The sequence below is a fragment of the Antarctobacter sediminis genome (assembly GCF_019218285.1).
Taxonomy (GTDB): domain Bacteria; phylum Pseudomonadota; class Alphaproteobacteria; order Rhodobacterales; family Rhodobacteraceae; genus Antarctobacter; species Antarctobacter sediminis.
Genome location: NZ_JAHUZG010000002.1, coordinates 137,091 through 153,071, shown reverse-complemented (window position 1 = coordinate 153,071; position 15,981 = coordinate 137,091). Strand labels below are relative to the sequence as shown.

Sequence of the window (15,981 nt, the reverse complement as noted above, 5' to 3'; positions counted from 1 at the left end):
CCGCGCTGTTCCGCCTGATTGGCGGATGCACCCCGACCGGATTGCCTGTAGGCAGGCGCGAAACCTTTTTGGGGGACAGCGCGATGGCTCAGGATCAGGACGGTGGGTGGCAGGCCTCGGCGCAGGCATGGATCGACCATTTGGGCGGCGCGGGAGATCAGGGCCGGATCGATGTTCTTGACGCACCAATGATGGCGGCGGCCAAGGATTCGGGCGCGGTGACGGCGCTGGACGTCGGCTGTGGTGAGGGCCGGTTCTGCCGCATGTTGCGGAGTATCGGGATAACGGCTGTGGGTCTGGACCCCACACCGCAATTGCTGAGCCGGGCACGGGAACTGGACCCGGATGCGGACTATCAGTCCGGCCGGGCCGAGCACCTGCCGTTCGACGACAACAGCTTTGACCTCGTGGTGTCTTACCTGTCTCTGATCGACATTCCCGACCACATGCGCGCCATAGCCGAGATGGCGCGGGTCTTGACGCCGGGAGGCCGCCTGCTGGTGGCCAATCTTAATCCCTTTGTCACCGCGGTTCCCCGGAACTGGCCAGAGGGCCGGGGAGGGTGGGTGCATGAGGCTGGCGCACGGCGCTATTTTGCGATCGACGACTACATGGCCGGGCGCGGATATGCGACCTCTTGGGCGGGTATTCGCATCACCAATTATCACCGCCCTTTGTCCGATTACATGAGCGCCTTTCTAGGGGCGGGGCTGGTCCTTCGAGCTTATGAGGAGCCGGGATATACTGGCAGAGATCCCGACGCGGCGGACAAGTTCCGCCGCGTGCCGTGGTTCAACATGATGATCTGGGACAAGCCTGCCTGAAAACGCGGATGGCCCGCACCGGAGAGGCGCGGGCCAAGGGCAGGAAGTTGCGAGAGGAGCGCGCGCCTCAGGCCGCGGGGCGAGTCCCCATGACGCCCTGGGTAACGGCATCGGTCATTTCGAGGCTTTCGTTTTCGGACAGTTCCATCAATTCGGCCAAGCGGGCCCGGGCGCGCCCGACGCGGCTTTTGATTGTGCCGACGGCAACGCCACAAACCTCGGCGGCCTCTTCATAGGCCAGACCCTGAGCGCCGACCAGAACCAGTGCTTCGCGCTGGGTGTCGGGCAGCTGATCGAAGGCGACCTTGAAATCGCGCAGGTTCAGGCGGCCATCGTGATCGGGTTTGGTGGCAAGGCTTTCGCCCATGGAGCCATCTGCGTCCTCGACCTCACGCTTGCGCTTGCGTCGCAGCGAATAAAAGGTGTTGCGCAGGATCGTAAACAGCCAGGCCCGCATGTTGGTGCCGGGCTGAAAACTGTCGATATTTGTCCATGCCTTGACCAAAGTGTCCTGCACCAGATCGTCGGCGGTGGCGGAATTCCGGGTCAGGCTGAGCGCAAAGGCGCGCAGCGAGCCGATATGCTCGGTCAGTTCTTCGCGGGGGTCAGACATTTTCGTCGCCCCCGCGCTTGGCTTTGTCTTCGGACGCACGCAACTGTGCCAGCAAATCGGTAAAGCGATCGGGCACCGGTTGCTGCGCCATGTCGTCGAAGGCCTGTCTCAAGTTCTTGTCGATTTCATCGACGACTCTTGAATCGAGTTGTTTTCGCGTCATGTGTTTTGTCATCTTGTGTCTCGCAACGCCTCGGTACGGAACCAAAACGTTGCTGGGCGCGTTTGGTTCCGAAAGTAGCACTAAAAATTGGAGCGACAAGCATGACAGGTCAGTCTTCCCCGGACATGACAACCGCAATCGGAGACAACCTTCCGTACCTGCGGCGCTACGCACGCGCGCTGACCGGGCGCCAGGACAGTGGTGACCGCTATGCAGCGGCCACGCTTGAGGCCATCCTCAACGAGCCCGAGCTTTACGACGGTGGCGTGTCCCACAAGGTCGCCCTTTTCCGCGTTTTCCACGCGATCTGGATCTCATCCGGGATGCCGGTCGAGGATGGCGGCGAAGTCGGCCTTGCCGCCCGGGCCCAGAAACATTTGTCGCGCCTGACGGAAAACACACGCGAGGCGCTTTTGCTGCACACGATCGAAGAGTTTTCGATCGAAGAAGTGGGCCAGATCATGCAGGTCTCGACCGAGGAAGCCGGACAATATGTCGACACGGCCTTCCTTGAAATGCGCGATGCGATTTCCGGCAAGATCATGATCATCGAAGACGAAGCCGTCATCGCCATGGATCTGGAAAGCATCGTCATGGACATGGGCCACCGGGTCACCGGTGTTGCGCGCACCGAGCAAAGCGCGCTGGACCTTGCTGAAAGCGAAGAGCCCGATCTGATCCTTTCCGACATCCAACTGGCCGATGACTCCAGCGGGATCGACGCTGTGAACCGGATTCTGGAGCGCGACGGCAACCGGCCCGTGATCTTCATCACCGCCTACCCGGAACGGCTGCTGACAGGCGAAGGGCCGGAGCCTGCTTTCCTGATCTCCAAGCCCTACACCGAAAACCAGGTGCGGTCGGCTGTGAGCCAGGCGTTGTTCTTTGCCTCCACGGAAACACTGATCCGCTAAACGCGGATCATCCCGACAGCAAAAGGCCCGCCGTTTCCGGCGGGCCTTTTCTTTTGGCACTCAGGGCGCTCAGCTTTTCGAAAGGGACCGCAGCATCCAAGCGGCTTTTTCGTGGAACGCGCTGCGGGCGGTCGCAAGGTCCTCGGTCACCGGATCCTTGTGGGTGCCGGCCAGTTCGATCAGCGCGTGCAGACGATGGGCCAGCTTTTCGTGATCGCTTGCCAACTGTTCGATCATGCCAGCCGTGGTCGCATCCTTGGACACGTCATGAACGCGCGAACGGTCCGTGATTTCCTCAAGGCGCGCCGGGGCCAGATGGCCGAGGGCGCGAATGCGCTCTGCCAGATCGTCAGCCGCTTCGAACAGGTCCTTGTACTGCGCTTCGGTCAGGTTGTGGACCGAGTAGAACAGCGGACCTTCGACATTCCAGTGGATCGCGTGCGTCTTGAACAACAGGCGGTAGGTATCTGCCAGAACATCTGCCAGCGCATGTGCAAGGCTTTCGGTATTGCGGACGCCGGTGGAAACGGGATCGGCGGTGGGGACAACTTTCAACGAGTCGGTCATGATAACCTCCTGATTAGATCGGTTGAGTGAAAAACGGGTGGGCGGGGGAAAGGTTCCATCCCCCCGGGGCGCAATTCCGGGATGGGGCCGAAACGGCGCTTGCGGCGGGTCAGGCCAGACGACGCGAAGCGCGCGGACCGGCAATCAGCCAGATGATGAACCCCAGAAGCGGCAGCAGCAGCACGAACAAGGTCCACAGGACCTTGCCACCGGTGCTGGCGCTGGAATTTACGATGTTGACGATGGCCCAGACGGCGAGGCCAAGCAGGATAAGTCCGCCAAGTCCTGCGATTTCAATACCCATGGGTCTTCTCCTTTTGAATTCGATTCCGGTGTCCGCACCCTGCGGCCCGGTGGCAATTACGCTCGCAAAGCGTCGATCAGCTCTTGTTTGGTCATGTCCGAGCGACCGGAAATCTCCAGTTCGCGGGCGCGGTCGTACAGTGCGTCGCGGGTCCACTCTTCGTAGGGTGGGGCTTTGCCGCCCTTGCGGGAGGGGGCCATGTCGTCATTGGCCTGCGCATTGGCGATGGCCGCGGCCTTTGATTTGTCATAGCCCTTGTCGCGAAGGGCCTCATAGGTGTCGTCGTCCTTGATCGAGGACCCGTGCTGATCGCTCATCGGGTGTCTCCTTGGTTCTGCGCCGGGCCGCTTGTCACGGGTCCGGCGGTTCAGGCAGTTGACAGGAAAACGCCAAGCCGCGGTCGAGGGTTCCACAAGCCCCCTGCGTGACGTGACGTCGCGGAAGGGAACCTTCGCGCGCGCGCGCGCGTTCACCTCGCATGAAGAATACCGATTGCCTCAGAGGGTTTCGGACCCTGCCCATTTCCACGACCCGCGCCGGAAAACCGCGCCGCTGTGGGATCGAGATCGAATTTTCCGGTTTGAACGAAGATGCGTCAGCGCAGCTAGTAGCAAGTGTCCTCGGCGGCCTTGTCACGCGGCAGGCGCCGCATCTTTTTACCATCGAAACATCCGCGATGGGAACGATTTGCGTAGAGTTGGACACGCGTTATGCCAAACCCGGAAATGAATTTGTGCCGGAAACCGTGCTGGATGCAGCGCGCGTGATTGTCCCGGTCGAGATCATCACGCCCCCCTTGTTGCCAGAGCACATGGACCGCGTGATCGAATTGACCGATGAATTGTCCCATGTCGGAGCCAAAGGCACGTCAGACAGCCTGTTTGCCGGGTTCGGGATTCATTTCAATCCCGAGATCACCGGCTACGACGATCCCTATCTGATGCGCACCGTGATTGCCTTTGGCCTGTTGGAAAGCTGGCTGCGGCAATGGCGTCCGCTGGACATCTCGCGCCGCATCCTGCCGTTTGTCGATCCATGGCCGGTGCATTTCATAGACGCCCTGGTGCTGTCCGATGAGCCCGACCTTGTGGCGCTGCGCCAACTTGTTCACAGCCATCTGAACGGACGCAACTACGGGTTGGACCTTCTGCCGATCCTGCATGCGCACGACCCTGATGCCTTTGCGGCGATCTTTGGCAGCGAAGCCAGCGGTGCCCGTCCCGCCTTTCATTTCCGCATGCCGGACTGCCGTCTGGATGAGCCGGGCTGGAGCATTGCCGACGAATGGGAACGCTGGTGGCTGGTCGAGGCTTTGGCCGCGGACGAGACGCGGTTTGATGCCCTGCGCAGCGCCTGGGCGGCGGGGGCGGGTCATAGTGGTCTGTGGATCGACGTGGTGTCGCAGCATATCGGGCGCGAGGGGGAGGCGTTGTTTCAATGAACCGGCCTCTGATCGGCGTAACCACCTCGACCCGGTCGGGGTGGCGCATCTTTCCTCTTGTCCGGTTCAACCTTTGGCTGGCCGGTGCGCGGGCGCAGCGATGGACCACCCGGTCCGACATCGACCTTGACCGGGTCGACGGTGTAATCATCGGCGGCGGTGACGATATTTCACCCGACCTCTACGGTGCGCGCCTTGAAGTCACCGCCCGGCTGGATCCGGATCGCGATGCCATGGAACATGACATCGCCCGGCAGGCGCTGGGCGACGGTATCCCCGTTCTGGGCATCTGTCGCGGCGCGCAGATGCTGAACATCGCCGCCGGCGGCACATTGCATCAGGATGCGTGGTCGCTTTACCCGGATGCAAAACCGGTCAAAACCATCCTGCCACGCCGCGAAGTCTGCGTCAGCGACGCTTCGCAATTGTCGAACTGGCTGGGCGGCGAACCGATGCGGGTCAATGCGCTGCATACGCAGGCTGTGGATCTGTTGGGGCAGGGATTTCGCGTCGCCGCCCGCGATACGCACGGCATGGTCCAAGCCATCGAACGGTGCCGGGATCCTTTTGCGCTTGGTGTTCAGTGGCATCCGGAACACCTGTTCTATGCCCATCGTCAAAGGGCGATCTTTCGGGCACTCAGCGCGGCGGCGCAGGCCTATGCCCAAGGCCGCAGACAGGTTTTTGCCCCTGCCTGACGCAAAAAGGCCCGCCATGCGTGGCGGGCCTTTTCATTCTTAAGTCCGTGTGTGACGACGAAAGCATCAGATCTTGGCAAGAATATCGTCCAACGCCGCGCGGGCTTCGTCCTTGGATTTGCCAAGACGCTGTTGCAACTTGCCTTCCAGCTGTTCGCGGTCGCCGCGCGCTTCTTCAAGTTCATCGTCCGAGAGCACGCCATAAGCTTCGCGCAGGCGGCCTTTGACTTCGGTCCATTTGCCTTCGATAAGGTCCTTGTCCATCGGAAACTCTCCTTTGCTCTGTGGCGGCCCGGCATGTACCGGGTGTCTGTAGAATGAACGTTCCCAAGGCGGATCCGTTCCGGCAAAAAGCAGACGGGTTGTGCCGATGGTCAGACGATGTCCTCGGTCACACCGGGCAGGGGTTGGGCAAGATCCTCTCCCTCCTCGCCGTCAAAGGGCACCAGAAAGCCAAGGCGGTTTTCCGGTCGCCGCAACCCGTTGCGGCGGATTTCGGCATCCCACCACGGTTGCAGGGTTTCGGGCCGCATGGCCTCGTCCGGGAGGGGCGCGAACCACCAGTGCGACAACAGGCGATCCCGTGCATGAGCGACCCGGTCCGGTGTTGCCAGTTCCACGGCCAGTTCCGTGTCCCACCGCATTGACCGCCCGTTCAGATTGGCCGAACCGATCAGCGCATAGGCATCGTCACGGACCAGCACCTTGTTGTGGACATGGATCAGGGGCGATCCGGCCAGCGTTTCGCAGGTCTCGCGCGCGGCCATGACCGGGCGGACCGGGGTTGCGATGGTCAACCGGGGGCCGAAAGCCTCGCGCAGGGTCGCAACCGCTTGTTTGCGCAGCGCAAGCCCATAGCGCGCATCCAGACTGTCCGAGGCATCAAAGGCGACATCCTCGGGCAACGACGGCAAGATCATCAACGCGGCCAGTTCTGGATTGCCCATCGCCGCCTCTGCCAGTGCTTCAGCGATCCGGCTGGAGCGGATGAACTGTGTCTCGATGTGAATGAGGTGGCGCGCCTCGCGGAACGCCGCAAGATGCGCCTCTTCGATTTCCGACAGCAGGTTGCGGGGCGACAGGTACGGCAGTTGCACCCGGCGCGGTGTCGACAAGGTGCGGCGGAGGCCGGGACAGCTCGGGGGATCTGCCCGGCCCTCGGTCACCTCGCGAAAGCTGGCAAGGTGTCGGCCTGCGGCCCGTGCCTCGGGACCGCGCAAAAGAACCTGAACGTCCGACCAGGTGTGCCGCGCGGGCCGGTCGTGCTCGGGCGTGTCGTGGCGGCGTTCGTTCAGGTCCAGCCCGCCGACATACAGCCATTCATCGTCGATCACCGCGACCTTTTGATGATGAGAAACGGGGTGCATGCGGGGCAGTCCGGGACGGTTCAGGCCCACGGCCTCGAACTTGCGCCGCGCCGGGGTCGTTTCGCGCATCCTCTCCCAGCGCCGACGCAACACCGTGGGCAGAAAGGCAAGACGCGGCAACAGCCCGGCCTGCGCCGGATGCAAATGGCCGCGCACTTGCAGCAGGTCGGGGCCCGCGCCCGTCACCTCGCCAAGCGTGACCCCCTGCCGCACGGTTCGCCAGCACAATTGGTGCAGGGCGGTGGCCATGACAGGGTCAAAATCGCTGACCGTCAGATCGACACGCACGCCCCGCCGCAGCGCATCCGCCAGCAGATCAAACCAATCGTCGCCCACGGCGCGCGCCTCGGCGCTGCGCAGCGCGGTTGTCATGTCAAAGATGCGGAACCCGGCGACAAAGCTGGTGCGCGCGTTCAGAACGGCACGCTCCAGCTCCGGCCATGCCTCGTCGGCCGTGATCATCACCTTGAAATCGACGGCCATGGGGCCTCCTGGTCAGGCGCCGTAGACGGCGCGCGGAAACAACACTGTGACCCGGTAACGTCCGCCGTCCGAAGTTGTTTCCATCTTTCCGTCCAGTTGCCGCAGGAAGGCAGCGATCATCTTTTGCGCCATACCGTCCAGCCGCTCTGTTGCGCTGGGCCCGGCCGAGGTGGCCGGACCGCTGTCGATGCTCAGGCGTACCCCGTCCTCGTTGTCTGCCGACAGTTCGACCGCAATCCGGTCGCGAACCTCTGCAAAGGCGGACTGACGGATCGCGGTGTTCAGCGCCTCGGCCACGAAGAGCGACAAGGGGATCGCCTGATCAGGGTAAAGGGCGATATGTTCCAGCGTCGTTTCGATGTCGGGCGCCTTGCGCGGGCCAAAGAGGTCCTGCATGTCGCAAACCACGGCGCGGACAAGATCGGCGGCATCGACTGTCGTGCTGGTGGGCGTGTTGTACAGGGCGCGGTGCAGGACGGCCATGCCTCGGACGCGGCGCTGAAGCTCGGCCACGACATGCTTGGCCTCGTCGGTTTCAAGGTCGCGGGCCTGCATGTTCATGATCGAGGCGATCAATTGCAGGTTGTTCTTGACCCTGTGGTGCACCTCGCGCAGCAACACTTCCTTGTCTTTCAGGTCCTGCTCGCGGCGTTTCTCGCCGTCGGTAATCAACAGCGCCATACGGTTGAAGGCGCGCTGTGCCTCTTCCAGTTCGGCCGGCGGGTCGCGCAGGACCAGCGTGCTTTCCGCACGCTCCCCCAGCGCAAAGCGGCGCATGGCCGAGCGAAGCTGGGCGACATGACGGATCACAAGCCGCTGAACGCCGAACAAGGCGACACCTACACCGGCAATCCACATCAGGACAGGCAGCGAGGTGGCGATGATGCTTTGCAGTCGGCTTTCGGCATCAGGCACGGCGGAAAGGTGCCAGCTGCCCAGCAGGACAACCTTGCCGGGGACCATGGGCGTGACTGCAAAATACCGTGTCTCGCCCGATCCGCTGACCGCCCGGAAGGTGCCGCGCGGATTTTGCGCCAGTTCAGCCAGCGGGATGTCGCGCGGCAGGAAATCTGCCGATTCATCCAGCCCTAAAGAGGCGGCGATCAACCCGCCGTCAATGTCCAGCGCGGCCAGCCGCAACGCCTCGTTCTGGGTTGGATCCTCAAGTTTGCCGACCACCACGGAATGCGGGATCGACAGCGAAACAAAGCCGATGACTTCGCCTTCGTCGCGAACGGGCTGGGTGATCATCACCACGTTACGGCCCGTCACCGCGCCCGAGGGATTCACCTGAACGCTTGCGCCGCCGCGCGCCATGGCCGTCTGAAAGGGCTGGCGCTGGGACAGGTCGCGGCGGTCTCCGGTCGAGCTGCAATTCAGCATCCCGTCAGAAGTTACGAAGCCCGCGAAGATGTAATTCTCGTTGCCATCGACAAAGCCACGCAGGATGTCGTTGCAATTGTCCTCACCCAGACGGGTGATCAGCACCGCAAGGCCACGGGTCGCCGCCAGCGCGTCTTCGATCAAAGTGGTTTCCTGAACCGCCTCGGCGCGCAGTTGGGCAACCATGGCGGCGCGGTTCTGTTCGCGCGCGCTCTCGATCACGGCCTGCGTCTGATAAACCGCGATCAGCCCGACAGGCAGCATTGCGATGGTCATAAGACCAGCAATCCGCACCGGAAGGCTGCGGGACAGGCGGTAAAGGCTTTTCAGACGCGTGGGCATGTGAAGCGGTCAGTCCTGGATCATCTGCGGAACGGGAAGGGAAGGCCTGTGTGGGCGCACCGAAAAACGCGGCCGCGCAAAGGCGGCGGGCGCAACACCCGGTTTGCGGTCACACAGATTTATCCGCCTGAACACCATGCGGTTTCCCCATACGTACTGTATTCCCCTTGTTGCAAATGCAGTTGGCCCGGGATTGGTTCCAAGAAAATTTGAGCGTTTACGCCTGCAACCGGGCAAAGGGCACTTGCAGGCGGCGGACGAACCTGTCCGTGTCCACAACCGTGTCGATCTGGCCAGCCAGTTGACCCTCGACCGCGATCGACAAAAGGCGCGAACCGAAACCCGAACGCGGCGTGGCATCCGTGTCCCATGCAAGGCCGGTCTCTTCCCAACTGATTTCGACGGCTTCCTTGTCGCCAAGCCGCCATTGCACGGTCAGCTGTCCGCCATCGGTGGACAACCCGCCGTATTTCGCGGCGTTGGTCGCCAGCTCATGCAGCGCCAGCGTCAGGTAAACGGCGGCCTTCGGACCCACCGGCACATGTTCGCCGCGGATCACGATCCGTGTTTCATGTTCGGATCCGTGCGGTGCCAGCAGTTTGCGGGTCAGCGCGTCCAGCGTGGTTGTCGCGCCTTCGCTCCGGCGCGCGTTCACCACGGGCACGATCATTTCATGCGCATCGCTCAGCGCCTTGAGCCGCGCACCCACGCTTTCGGCCAGCTCATCCGCGGTGTCATGCGATCGCCGTTCCATGCGCAGGATACTGTTGATCATGGTAAAGAGGTTCTTCACCCGATGACGCATTTCCTGAAGCACGATATCGCGCTCTTCCAGCGTTTCGCGGAGGCGCAAATCGCTTTCGATCATTTCGGCGATGTCGCTCAACTGTGCCAGATCGTCATCCGTCCATTCCCGGGGGCGTTCATCGATCACGCAGAAAGAGCCCAGAACATGGCCATCGGGGGACCGGATCGGCACACCAAGGTAGGCACGCACCTTCAGGTCCTGAACCGCGCCGTTGCTGCACAGGACGGGGTCCTGTTCGGCGTCGGGCACAATCAACGGCTTTTCCGAAGACACGACATATTGGCAGAAGGAGTGACTGATCGGCGTACCACGTTCTTCGGCCGCCGGGCCGGTGATCCCAGTCTGTGCAGAAAAGAACTGACGCTTGTCGTCCACGAAGGACACCAGACTGACAGGTGCATTCAGCAGGCGAGCGGCAACGCGGGCCGCCCTTTGGTGCGCACCCGGCGCGGGGCTGTCCATCATGCCGGTTCGAGCAAGAGCTTGCAGGCGCTCGGGGTCCGCAAGGCGTTTTTCGTGGGTCACATCATGAACCTCGGTCCGAAATTCAGGCGTATCTTTCATCGGACGGGTCCATTCAACAATCCCTCACCTAGCGTAAATAGGGCATCGGGACCAAAGACAACGGGTCAAGGGGCGGTTTTTTGCCGTTTTTTGGCAGGCTCTTGGGGCACGCGCCCAAGATCGTCCGGAACTTTTGTCCGGGGGTCACGTTTTCCTGTCAGAGCGCCACAGACGGCGCACCTGGAAAACAGACAAGGAGAAAACCCATGCTTGGCTGGGCCCTGACCTTCCTCATCGTTGCCCTTATCGCGGCAGTTCTTGGCTTTGGCGGCATCGCCGGCGCATCCGCCGGGATCGCACAAATCCTGTTCTTCGTGTTCCTCGTCCTCTTCGTCGTGTCGCTGGTGGCGCGCGTCGTTCGAGGATGACGACTGACTGCGTTGCGGGCTGACACGGCCCGCGGCAGATGGCGCGGCCCGGCCGCCGGACACTGCCGGTGCCGGGCCGCATCGCCTTTCGACCACGGATAAAGGAGCAAGACCATGAGCAAGTCGACACAAGACAGAATCCGCAACGGTGCAGACCGGGCCGCCGAAGCAGGCGAAGCTTATGTGCGCGCCGCGGGTGACCGGTTCGACGAAGTGCAGGATACAATCGACCGCGCAATCGAAGACAGCCGCGCGGAACTTGACCGGGCAGCGCAGCAGTCCACCCAAATGGTCCGCGACAATCCAGTGCTTGCGGTGGCCGGTGCTGTGGGTGTTGGGCTGTTGCTGGGTCTGGCCCTTGGCAAGAAAGGGTAATGCCCGTCTGCCGACCGATGTCGAAGGCGTCGCACATGCGGCGCCTTTTTTCTTTTGGATGCAGTTGGTTGTGCTGTCAGAGGGAACTTTTTGATCCGCCAATGGTTCCATCATCAACCTGTGACACACAAGGGGAGCCGTCATGTCTCGCAAATCCGGAAACCGCAATCCTTCGACGGAACGCAACAAGGGGAGCCTTGCTCGGGATGCGGGCGGGCTTGCTGTGCGGGCGGGGTTGGGTGGCCCGGCTGGCATGGTCTCGCAGGCGCTGCGGATCATGCAGCGCCACCCGGCGTTGGCCGTGGCTGCAACCGCCCTTGCAGGCTATGCGGCGGGCCGCCGTGCCGGTCTGAAGGGGCGGATATTGCCGCCAGCCGACACCAAGGTGCGCGACGCCTGGGCATCGCAGGCGGCAACAGCCCATTCTGCGCGCCCCTCGGCCATGGATCACCGCAATATCCTGAAGCGTATGGAGCTGGAGCGCCGCAATGGCCGGTCCTGATCTGCGCGACGCGCCGCGCATCCTGAACGAGGTCATGCATCAGGTGACATCGCTTGCTCAAAGCGAGATCCGTCTGGCGCGGGCGGAACTGTCACAGAACCTGTCCAAAGCAAGCGCCGGGTTCGTGTTGTACGCCGCCGCGCTGGTGCTGGGGATCGTCGCCCTGAACACACTCGCCGGTGCTGTCGTGGCCTGGCTCCAGACCCGTGGGTTTTCAGCGGCAGAGGCCGCGGGCGCTTCGGGCCTTGGTCTGCTGGCGTTGGCGGTTGTCTGCGCGCTTCTGGCGCGGCGGCGGGTGAATGCCAAGGTGCTAACGCCGCAACGCAGCCTCAACAACCTCAGGCGGGATATGGAAACTCTTCAGGAGGCGCGTCGTGGCTGAGATCGAGGAACTGGAAATGCGGGCCGCCGAAGATCGGGCGCGGCTCAAGATCGCTTTGGGTGCGCTGAGTGACAGCACCCGGGGGGCAAGCCTGACAACCCCGCTGACCGGTCTGGCGCAGGCGCAGGCGGGCCGTCTGAGCCGTGGCGCCATGGGGGCAGCGCGGCGCAATCCTGCCGCTGCCGCCCTCGTGGGCCTTGGCGCGGGATTGTTTGCCACCGGCGCAGGAAAGCGCTCGGACGACGATCAGGATACGCCGGAGGACGGCGGACGCGACAAAATGCTGACCATTGGCGCGCTGGCGCTAGGCGCCGGTGCCCTTGCGGCGGCCCTGCTGCCGCGCAAGCCCGAAGGCGACACCGACGATGCCCCGGAATGATCCATTGGACACGACCATGCTGACAACGGCCCTGACCGAACGCGCACAGCGCGTGATGCTGCTGATCCTGACGGTGATTGCCGTCACCGCCGCGCTGCAACTGGGACAGCAGGTGCTGGCGCCCATCGTTTTCGCGCTGGTCGTGGGCATCGTGGTGTCACCTTTGGCCGAGCGGTTGACCGGACTGGGGGTGCCGCGCGTTGGGGTTGCGATGCTGTTGCTTTTGGTAACCACCAGTCTGATCGCGCTTTTGGTGCTGATGGTCGAACCCCTGCTGGATATGTTTATTCGTCAATTGCCGCGGCTCAAGGCCGGGGCAGCGCGCTGGATCGCTTCGGTTTCGGACGTGCTGCGCGGAATCGAAACCATCAGCAAGGAAATCGAAGGTGCCAAATCGGGCGCGGATGACGGAGCGGCCAGCGCCCTGCCATCGGTACGCGACGCGCTGTGGATGGCACCGAATTTCGGTGCGCAGTTCTTTATCTTCGTGGGCACGCTGTTCTTTTTCGTGCTGACCCGGAACGATCTTTATGGCGCGGTGGGCGAATTGGAGCCAAAGCTGCGCAAGGCGGACCGGGCCGTCGCCCGCTACTTTGCCGCCGTGACGCTGGTCAATGCCGGACTGGGTGTCTTGACGGCGGCGATCATGCTGGCCATCGGTGTTGAGTATCCGATGCTTTGGGGGCTGGCGGCTGCTATCCTGAATTACATGCTGTACCTTGGGCCGCTGCTGATCATCGCGGGGCTGACCATCGCCGGGCTTTTGCAATTCACCGGTGCCATGTCGCTGTTGCCGCCGGCGCTGTATCTTGTTGTCAATTTCACCGAAGCCAACTTTGTCACGCCTTGGGTGGTGGGACAGCGATTGGCGATGAACCCGCTGGGCGTCTTCGTGGCCATCGTGTTCGGCCTGTGGCTGTGGGGGCCGGTCGGGGCAATTGTTGCCTTGCCGGTGATGTTGTGGCTGGGCGTCCTGTTGCGCCCGACGATGCTGCAAATGCCCAGTGGCCCGGGGGCACCCGCCATCGGATGAGCGGTTCAGCAGCCCAGTTGGGTCAGCCGGTCCGACAGGCGCTGCCGTTCGCGATCGGTCATCAACCCCGCCTCGCCATGGGCGCGAAGATCCGCCAGCAGATCGTCGATCACGGCGCGGCCCGGTTCCGTCATCGGGCCGCGCAGGCGGACCAACGCCTCGGCCAGCGTCTGCAACACATCGCCAAACGCCGCGCCATCCCGCGAAATATCGCGGAACCCGGCCTCGACCAGCGCATCCGCGCCAAGTTCGTCCAGGTAGACACGGTCAAAGATAGGATCTGGCGCGTCCTCTTGCGCCTGAGACCAATCCCACAAAAGGCGTTCCAGCCGGGCAATCACGTCAATCGCCGTCTTGGGGTCGTTGATCCCGGGGGAAAGCGCCTTGGACGCGGATTCCCGCAACGCCTGAAGGGCATAGCCCGGGTCCTGTTCATAGGTGCGTTCGGTCGACAACAGAAAGCAGGCCGAAAATGGCTTGGGGTCTGCCGCGCCACGCACCCGGGCCACTTGCTGACCGCGCAGCACGATGTCGCCGGGCAGATGGTCCACGTAGACCGCGGTATCCGACGCCGCCGCAAGGCGTTGCAGTTCTTCCATGTCGATCCGGCGCAGGATGCCGGAACTGGTGGCCGTCACCTGCGAACACTCGTCCTTTGGCTGTGTTTCTGTCAGATGCCGACCGCCAAGCCGGGGCAATTTGCGCTGCTGGCGCAGGATCTCACGCGCGGTCTGTTCCGCCCGTAACAGCGCGTATTCCAGACTGCCGATCTTGGACAATTGCCCAATCCAGCGCACCAGCGACACGACAATGGCCGCCACGACAAAAACCGTCGCCGCAAAGACGATGACCGAGGCGCTGTCCGAATAATATCCGGCCCGGTAAAGGATGATCGAAGAGAGCGCAAAAACGAAGGCCCCGATAAAGGTGGCCAGCATCGTCTGGGTCGAAGTGTCTTCCATCAACAGGCGATGGATGCGGGGGGTGCTTTGTTGTGCAAGGGTGCGGTGGGTCGATACCATCACGCCCAGCGAAAAGGTCGCCACCGCCAACATGCCGTTTGCCAGAATGGTCAGGATCGGCAGGGTCGCCTGTTCGGAAAACCGGTCGCGCGGGCCGTCGGGGATCAATGGCCCCAGCCCTTCGGCCGACAGGGCAGCCAGCACCGAAAGGGCGGAAATCAGCGCCACCCGGACCCAGAGAATGCGGCTGACCCGGCGCAGCGTTTGCATCGTCTGGACCAGGGTCTTGGGAAAACTGGGTGTCATCTGTTTATCCGGTTGCGGCCAAGGCCCGGTGCGGCAGCGAAAGCCAGCCGCGCAGGGTCCGGGCAAAATGCCGTGGGTGTTCGACGAAGGGCAGGTGCCCGCCGGGAACAAGCTGAGCCTGAGCCTGCGGCAGATGTTGCAGCAATTTCAACTGGTGATGTGCGGGGACAACCGTGTCGGCCCGGCCGATCACGGCAAGGCAGGGCTGGTCAATTTTTTCCATGATGCCGGTGACATCCTGTTCCAGCACCCATTTGCCGAATTGGCGGATGGATTCCGGATCGCATCCTTGCAGGCTTTGTCGCATGGCGTCGGGCACCTGTCTGGCCGCGTCGCGGGGCAGGACCGTGGCCATGGACCGTTCAAAGTTCGCACGGGTTGCAAGACCAAGACGCCAGAGCAGCGGCATGGACCAGCGTCCGACCACGTCATGCGCCATGACAGCCGCGCCAAGATCGCGGGGCAGGTCCCGGTGCCCGGTCACCGGAGAGCCGACAAGGATCAGCGACCGGACCAGTTCGGGCGCGCGCCGAGCCAGCAGTAGGCTGACCAGACCACCGCTTGAATGCCCGACCATATGCACGGGATGACCTTTGGCAAAGCTGGCTATGCGTTCCAGCATGCGGTCCAGCCAGCGCCCCGACGACAGATCCCGCGCCACATCCGCGGGCGATTGACCGGCCGCGTGGCCAGGCAGATCCAGCAGCAGCCTTTGCGCCAGCCCCATGTTCCGGCACAAGGGCCGCCACGCGTCCCGCGTCATGAAGAGGCCGGGCAAGAATACGGTGCTTTTTGACATGGGGGCCGGTGAACCGGGGTTGCGTGATCGGGATATGGCGTTCATGCGGGACCTTGCCTTGTCTGGAGGCTGCGCCTGTGGAGCATCGTCGGGGCGGATGCCCCGGTGAATAACGCCCACGCGATACAGCCGGTTCCCGGATGCGCTTTTCAAACCAAATGCAGGCGGGTCGGGAACCTTTTCGCCCATGTCAACGTTTGGTTTACGAAGACAGCGGAAGGAGGCTGACGCCAATACGGCAAATGCCCTACGCTGGGGTACCGCACCTGTGGTGCCATTGAGGTGACCGGACTGCTGACCGGAGGAAATGGAACGATGACAGTGCTGATGTGCATTCACGCACAGGGGATACCCCCAATGGATTCTTCCCCTTTCCGGGACGCGACTGACCTCCCATTTAAGTA

Annotated in this window: 21 protein-coding genes; 10 read left to right on the top strand and 11 right to left on the bottom strand. The window is 62.8% G+C overall.

The features are described 5' to 3' along the window. Window positions 1-83: 83 nt before the first annotated feature. On the top strand, window positions 84-824 hold the full coding sequence (locus KJP30_RS08440) for a class I SAM-dependent methyltransferase (protein WP_218448601.1): 741 nt from the start codon (window positions 84-86) through the stop codon (window positions 822-824). 67 nt (window positions 825-891) lie between these two features. Here KJP30_RS08440 and KJP30_RS08435 read toward each other — a convergent pair whose 3' ends face one another. Both KJP30_RS08435 and KJP30_RS08430 read right to left on the bottom strand, forming a co-directional pair. Next, entirely contained in the window at window positions 892-1,437 is a 546-nt protein-coding gene (locus KJP30_RS08435) for an RNA polymerase sigma factor (RefSeq protein ID WP_218448600.1), read from the bottom strand. Next, on the bottom strand, window positions 1,430-1,600 hold the full coding sequence (locus KJP30_RS08430) for a NepR family anti-sigma factor (RefSeq protein WP_218448599.1): 171 nt from the start codon (window positions 1,598-1,600) through the stop codon (window positions 1,430-1,432). The genes KJP30_RS08435 and KJP30_RS08430 overlap by 8 nt, the downstream gene beginning before the upstream one ends. A gap of 101 nt (window positions 1,601-1,701) precedes the next feature. On the opposite strand from KJP30_RS08430, the gene KJP30_RS08425 reads away from it, so the two are divergent. Next, the gene (locus KJP30_RS08425) at window positions 1,702-2,514 is read left to right on the top strand and encodes a response regulator (RefSeq protein ID WP_218448598.1); all 813 of its coding nucleotides are present in this window, start codon (window positions 1,702-1,704) and stop codon (window positions 2,512-2,514) included. A 69-nt stretch (window positions 2,515-2,583) separates the two neighbouring features. Here the strand turns inward: KJP30_RS08425 and KJP30_RS08420 are convergent, their stop codons facing one another. The 3 genes from KJP30_RS08420 to KJP30_RS08410 form a co-directional block, all read right to left on the bottom strand. Further along, window positions 2,584-3,081 (bottom strand): Dps family protein, encoded by a 498-nt coding sequence (locus KJP30_RS08420; RefSeq protein WP_218448597.1) that lies wholly within the window; start codon window positions 3,079-3,081, stop codon window positions 2,584-2,586. 109 nt (window positions 3,082-3,190) lie between these two features. After that, window positions 3,191-3,379 carry a PLDc N-terminal domain-containing protein gene (locus KJP30_RS08415; RefSeq protein WP_425515711.1) on the bottom strand — a complete coding sequence of 63 codons (189 nt, stop codon included), beginning with the start codon at window positions 3,377-3,379 and terminating at the stop codon, window positions 3,191-3,193. A 62-nt stretch (window positions 3,380-3,441) separates the two neighbouring features. After that, window positions 3,442-3,702, bottom strand: a complete 261-nt coding sequence (locus KJP30_RS08410) for a DUF7218 family protein (RefSeq protein WP_218448595.1) — start codon at window positions 3,700-3,702, stop codon at window positions 3,442-3,444. Window positions 3,703-3,863: 161 nt separating this feature from the next. Between KJP30_RS08410 and KJP30_RS08405 the strand changes: the two genes are divergently transcribed. Both KJP30_RS08405 and KJP30_RS08400 read left to right on the top strand, forming a co-directional pair. Next, window positions 3,864-4,826 (top strand): amidoligase family protein, encoded by a 963-nt coding sequence (locus KJP30_RS08405; protein WP_218448594.1) that lies wholly within the window; start codon window positions 3,864-3,866, stop codon window positions 4,824-4,826. Beyond that, window positions 4,823-5,524: a gamma-glutamyl-gamma-aminobutyrate hydrolase family protein gene (locus KJP30_RS08400; RefSeq protein WP_218448593.1), complete on the top strand. Its 702-nt coding sequence runs from the start codon at window positions 4,823-4,825 to the stop codon at window positions 5,522-5,524. Before KJP30_RS08405 ends, KJP30_RS08400 begins: the two co-directional genes overlap by 4 nt. Before the next feature lie 66 nt (window positions 5,525-5,590). Here KJP30_RS08400 and KJP30_RS08395 read toward each other — a convergent pair whose 3' ends face one another. From KJP30_RS08395 to KJP30_RS08380, 4 genes are all read right to left on the bottom strand, one after another. Next, window positions 5,591-5,788: a CsbD family protein gene (locus tag KJP30_RS08395; protein WP_218448592.1), complete on the bottom strand. Its 198-nt coding sequence runs from the start codon at window positions 5,786-5,788 to the stop codon at window positions 5,591-5,593. Window positions 5,789-5,898: 110 nt separating this feature from the next. Next, window positions 5,899-7,374: a phospholipase D family protein gene (locus KJP30_RS08390; protein ID WP_218448591.1), complete on the bottom strand. Its 1,476-nt coding sequence runs from the start codon at window positions 7,372-7,374 to the stop codon at window positions 5,899-5,901. Between the two features lie 12 nt (window positions 7,375-7,386). Next, entirely contained in the window at window positions 7,387-9,099 is a 1,713-nt protein-coding gene (locus KJP30_RS08385; RefSeq protein WP_218448590.1) for a sensor histidine kinase, read from the bottom strand. A gap of 217 nt (window positions 9,100-9,316) precedes the next feature. Continuing rightward, a complete protein-coding gene (locus KJP30_RS08380) occupies window positions 9,317-10,471 on the bottom strand; it encodes a GAF domain-containing protein (protein ID WP_218448589.1) in 1,155 nt (384 codons plus the stop codon). Window positions 10,472-10,677: 206 nt separating this feature from the next. Here KJP30_RS08380 and KJP30_RS08375 point away from each other — a divergent pair, with 206 nt between their 5' ends. From KJP30_RS08375 to KJP30_RS08350, 6 genes are all read left to right on the top strand, one after another. After that, window positions 10,678-10,839 carry a DUF1328 domain-containing protein gene (locus KJP30_RS08375; RefSeq protein ID WP_218448588.1) on the top strand — a complete coding sequence of 54 codons (162 nt, stop codon included), beginning with the start codon at window positions 10,678-10,680 and terminating at the stop codon, window positions 10,837-10,839. Between the two features lie 114 nt (window positions 10,840-10,953). Continuing rightward, window positions 10,954-11,214, top strand: a complete 261-nt coding sequence (locus tag KJP30_RS08370; protein ID WP_218448587.1) for a DUF883 family protein — start codon at window positions 10,954-10,956, stop codon at window positions 11,212-11,214. 142 nt (window positions 11,215-11,356) lie between these two features. Further along, on the top strand, window positions 11,357-11,716 hold the full coding sequence (locus tag KJP30_RS08365) for a hypothetical protein (protein WP_218448586.1): 360 nt from the start codon (window positions 11,357-11,359) through the stop codon (window positions 11,714-11,716). Beyond that, complete coding sequence (locus KJP30_RS08360; protein ID WP_218448585.1) at window positions 11,703-12,098, top strand: phage holin family protein; 396 nt, start codon at window positions 11,703-11,705, stop codon at window positions 12,096-12,098. The genes KJP30_RS08365 and KJP30_RS08360 overlap by 14 nt, the downstream gene beginning before the upstream one ends. After that, a complete protein-coding gene (locus KJP30_RS08355; RefSeq protein WP_218448584.1) occupies window positions 12,091-12,477 on the top strand; it encodes a hypothetical protein in 387 nt (128 codons plus the stop codon). Before KJP30_RS08360 ends, KJP30_RS08355 begins: the two co-directional genes overlap by 8 nt. A 16-nt stretch (window positions 12,478-12,493) precedes the next feature. Then, window positions 12,494-13,510 carry an AI-2E family transporter gene (locus KJP30_RS08350; protein ID WP_218448583.1) on the top strand — a complete coding sequence of 339 codons (1,017 nt, stop codon included), beginning with the start codon at window positions 12,494-12,496 and terminating at the stop codon, window positions 13,508-13,510. Window positions 13,511-13,515: 5 nt separating this feature from the next. Here the strand turns inward: KJP30_RS08350 and KJP30_RS08345 are convergent, their stop codons facing one another. Both KJP30_RS08345 and KJP30_RS08340 read right to left on the bottom strand, forming a co-directional pair. Next, window positions 13,516-14,778, bottom strand: a complete 1,263-nt coding sequence (locus KJP30_RS08345; protein WP_218448582.1) for a DUF2254 domain-containing protein — start codon at window positions 14,776-14,778, stop codon at window positions 13,516-13,518. A gap of 4 nt (window positions 14,779-14,782) precedes the next feature. Continuing rightward, on the bottom strand, window positions 14,783-15,577 hold the full coding sequence (locus KJP30_RS08340) for an alpha/beta fold hydrolase (RefSeq protein ID WP_281421412.1): 795 nt from the start codon (window positions 15,575-15,577) through the stop codon (window positions 14,783-14,785). Window positions 15,578-15,981: the final 404 nt, after the last annotated feature.

Bases quoted from the DNA above. Each gene is read 5' to 3' on its own strand.
- KJP30_RS08440 (WP_218448601.1), top strand. From the start codon at position 84: ATGGCTCAGGATCAGGACGGTGGGTGGCAGGCCTCGGCGCAGGCATGG.
- KJP30_RS08435 (WP_218448600.1), bottom strand. From the start codon at position 1,437: ATGTCTGACCCCCGCGAAGAACTGACCGAGCATATCGGCTCGCTGCGC.
- KJP30_RS08430 (WP_218448599.1), bottom strand. From the start codon at position 1,600: ATGACGCGAAAACAACTCGATTCAAGAGTCGTCGATGAAATCGACAAG.
- KJP30_RS08425 (WP_218448598.1), top strand. From the start codon at position 1,702: ATGACAGGTCAGTCTTCCCCGGACATGACAACCGCAATCGGAGACAAC.
- KJP30_RS08420 (WP_218448597.1), bottom strand. From the start codon at position 3,081: ATGACCGACTCGTTGAAAGTTGTCCCCACCGCCGATCCCGTTTCCACC.
- KJP30_RS08410 (WP_218448595.1), bottom strand. From the start codon at position 3,702: ATGAGCGATCAGCACGGGTCCTCGATCAAGGACGACGACACCTATGAG.
- KJP30_RS08405 (WP_218448594.1), top strand. From the start codon at position 3,864: ATGAAGAATACCGATTGCCTCAGAGGGTTTCGGACCCTGCCCATTTCC.
- KJP30_RS08400 (WP_218448593.1), top strand. From the start codon at position 4,823: ATGAACCGGCCTCTGATCGGCGTAACCACCTCGACCCGGTCGGGGTGG.
- KJP30_RS08395 (WP_218448592.1), bottom strand. From the start codon at position 5,788: ATGGACAAGGACCTTATCGAAGGCAAATGGACCGAAGTCAAAGGCCGC.
- KJP30_RS08390 (WP_218448591.1), bottom strand. From the start codon at position 7,374: ATGGCCGTCGATTTCAAGGTGATGATCACGGCCGACGAGGCATGGCCG.
- KJP30_RS08385 (WP_218448590.1), bottom strand. From the start codon at position 9,099: ATGCCCACGCGTCTGAAAAGCCTTTACCGCCTGTCCCGCAGCCTTCCG.
- KJP30_RS08380 (WP_218448589.1), bottom strand. From the start codon at position 10,471: ATGAAAGATACGCCTGAATTTCGGACCGAGGTTCATGATGTGACCCAC.
- KJP30_RS08375 (WP_218448588.1), top strand. From the start codon at position 10,678: ATGCTTGGCTGGGCCCTGACCTTCCTCATCGTTGCCCTTATCGCGGCA.
- KJP30_RS08370 (WP_218448587.1), top strand. From the start codon at position 10,954: ATGAGCAAGTCGACACAAGACAGAATCCGCAACGGTGCAGACCGGGCC.
- KJP30_RS08365 (WP_218448586.1), top strand. From the start codon at position 11,357: ATGTCTCGCAAATCCGGAAACCGCAATCCTTCGACGGAACGCAACAAG.
- KJP30_RS08360 (WP_218448585.1), top strand. From the start codon at position 11,703: ATGGCCGGTCCTGATCTGCGCGACGCGCCGCGCATCCTGAACGAGGTC.
- KJP30_RS08350 (WP_218448583.1), top strand. From the start codon at position 12,494: ATGCTGACAACGGCCCTGACCGAACGCGCACAGCGCGTGATGCTGCTG.
- KJP30_RS08345 (WP_218448582.1), bottom strand. From the start codon at position 14,778: ATGACACCCAGTTTTCCCAAGACCCTGGTCCAGACGATGCAAACGCTG.
- KJP30_RS08340 (WP_281421412.1), bottom strand. From the start codon at position 15,577: ATGTCAAAAAGCACCGTATTCTTGCCCGGCCTCTTCATGACGCGGGAC.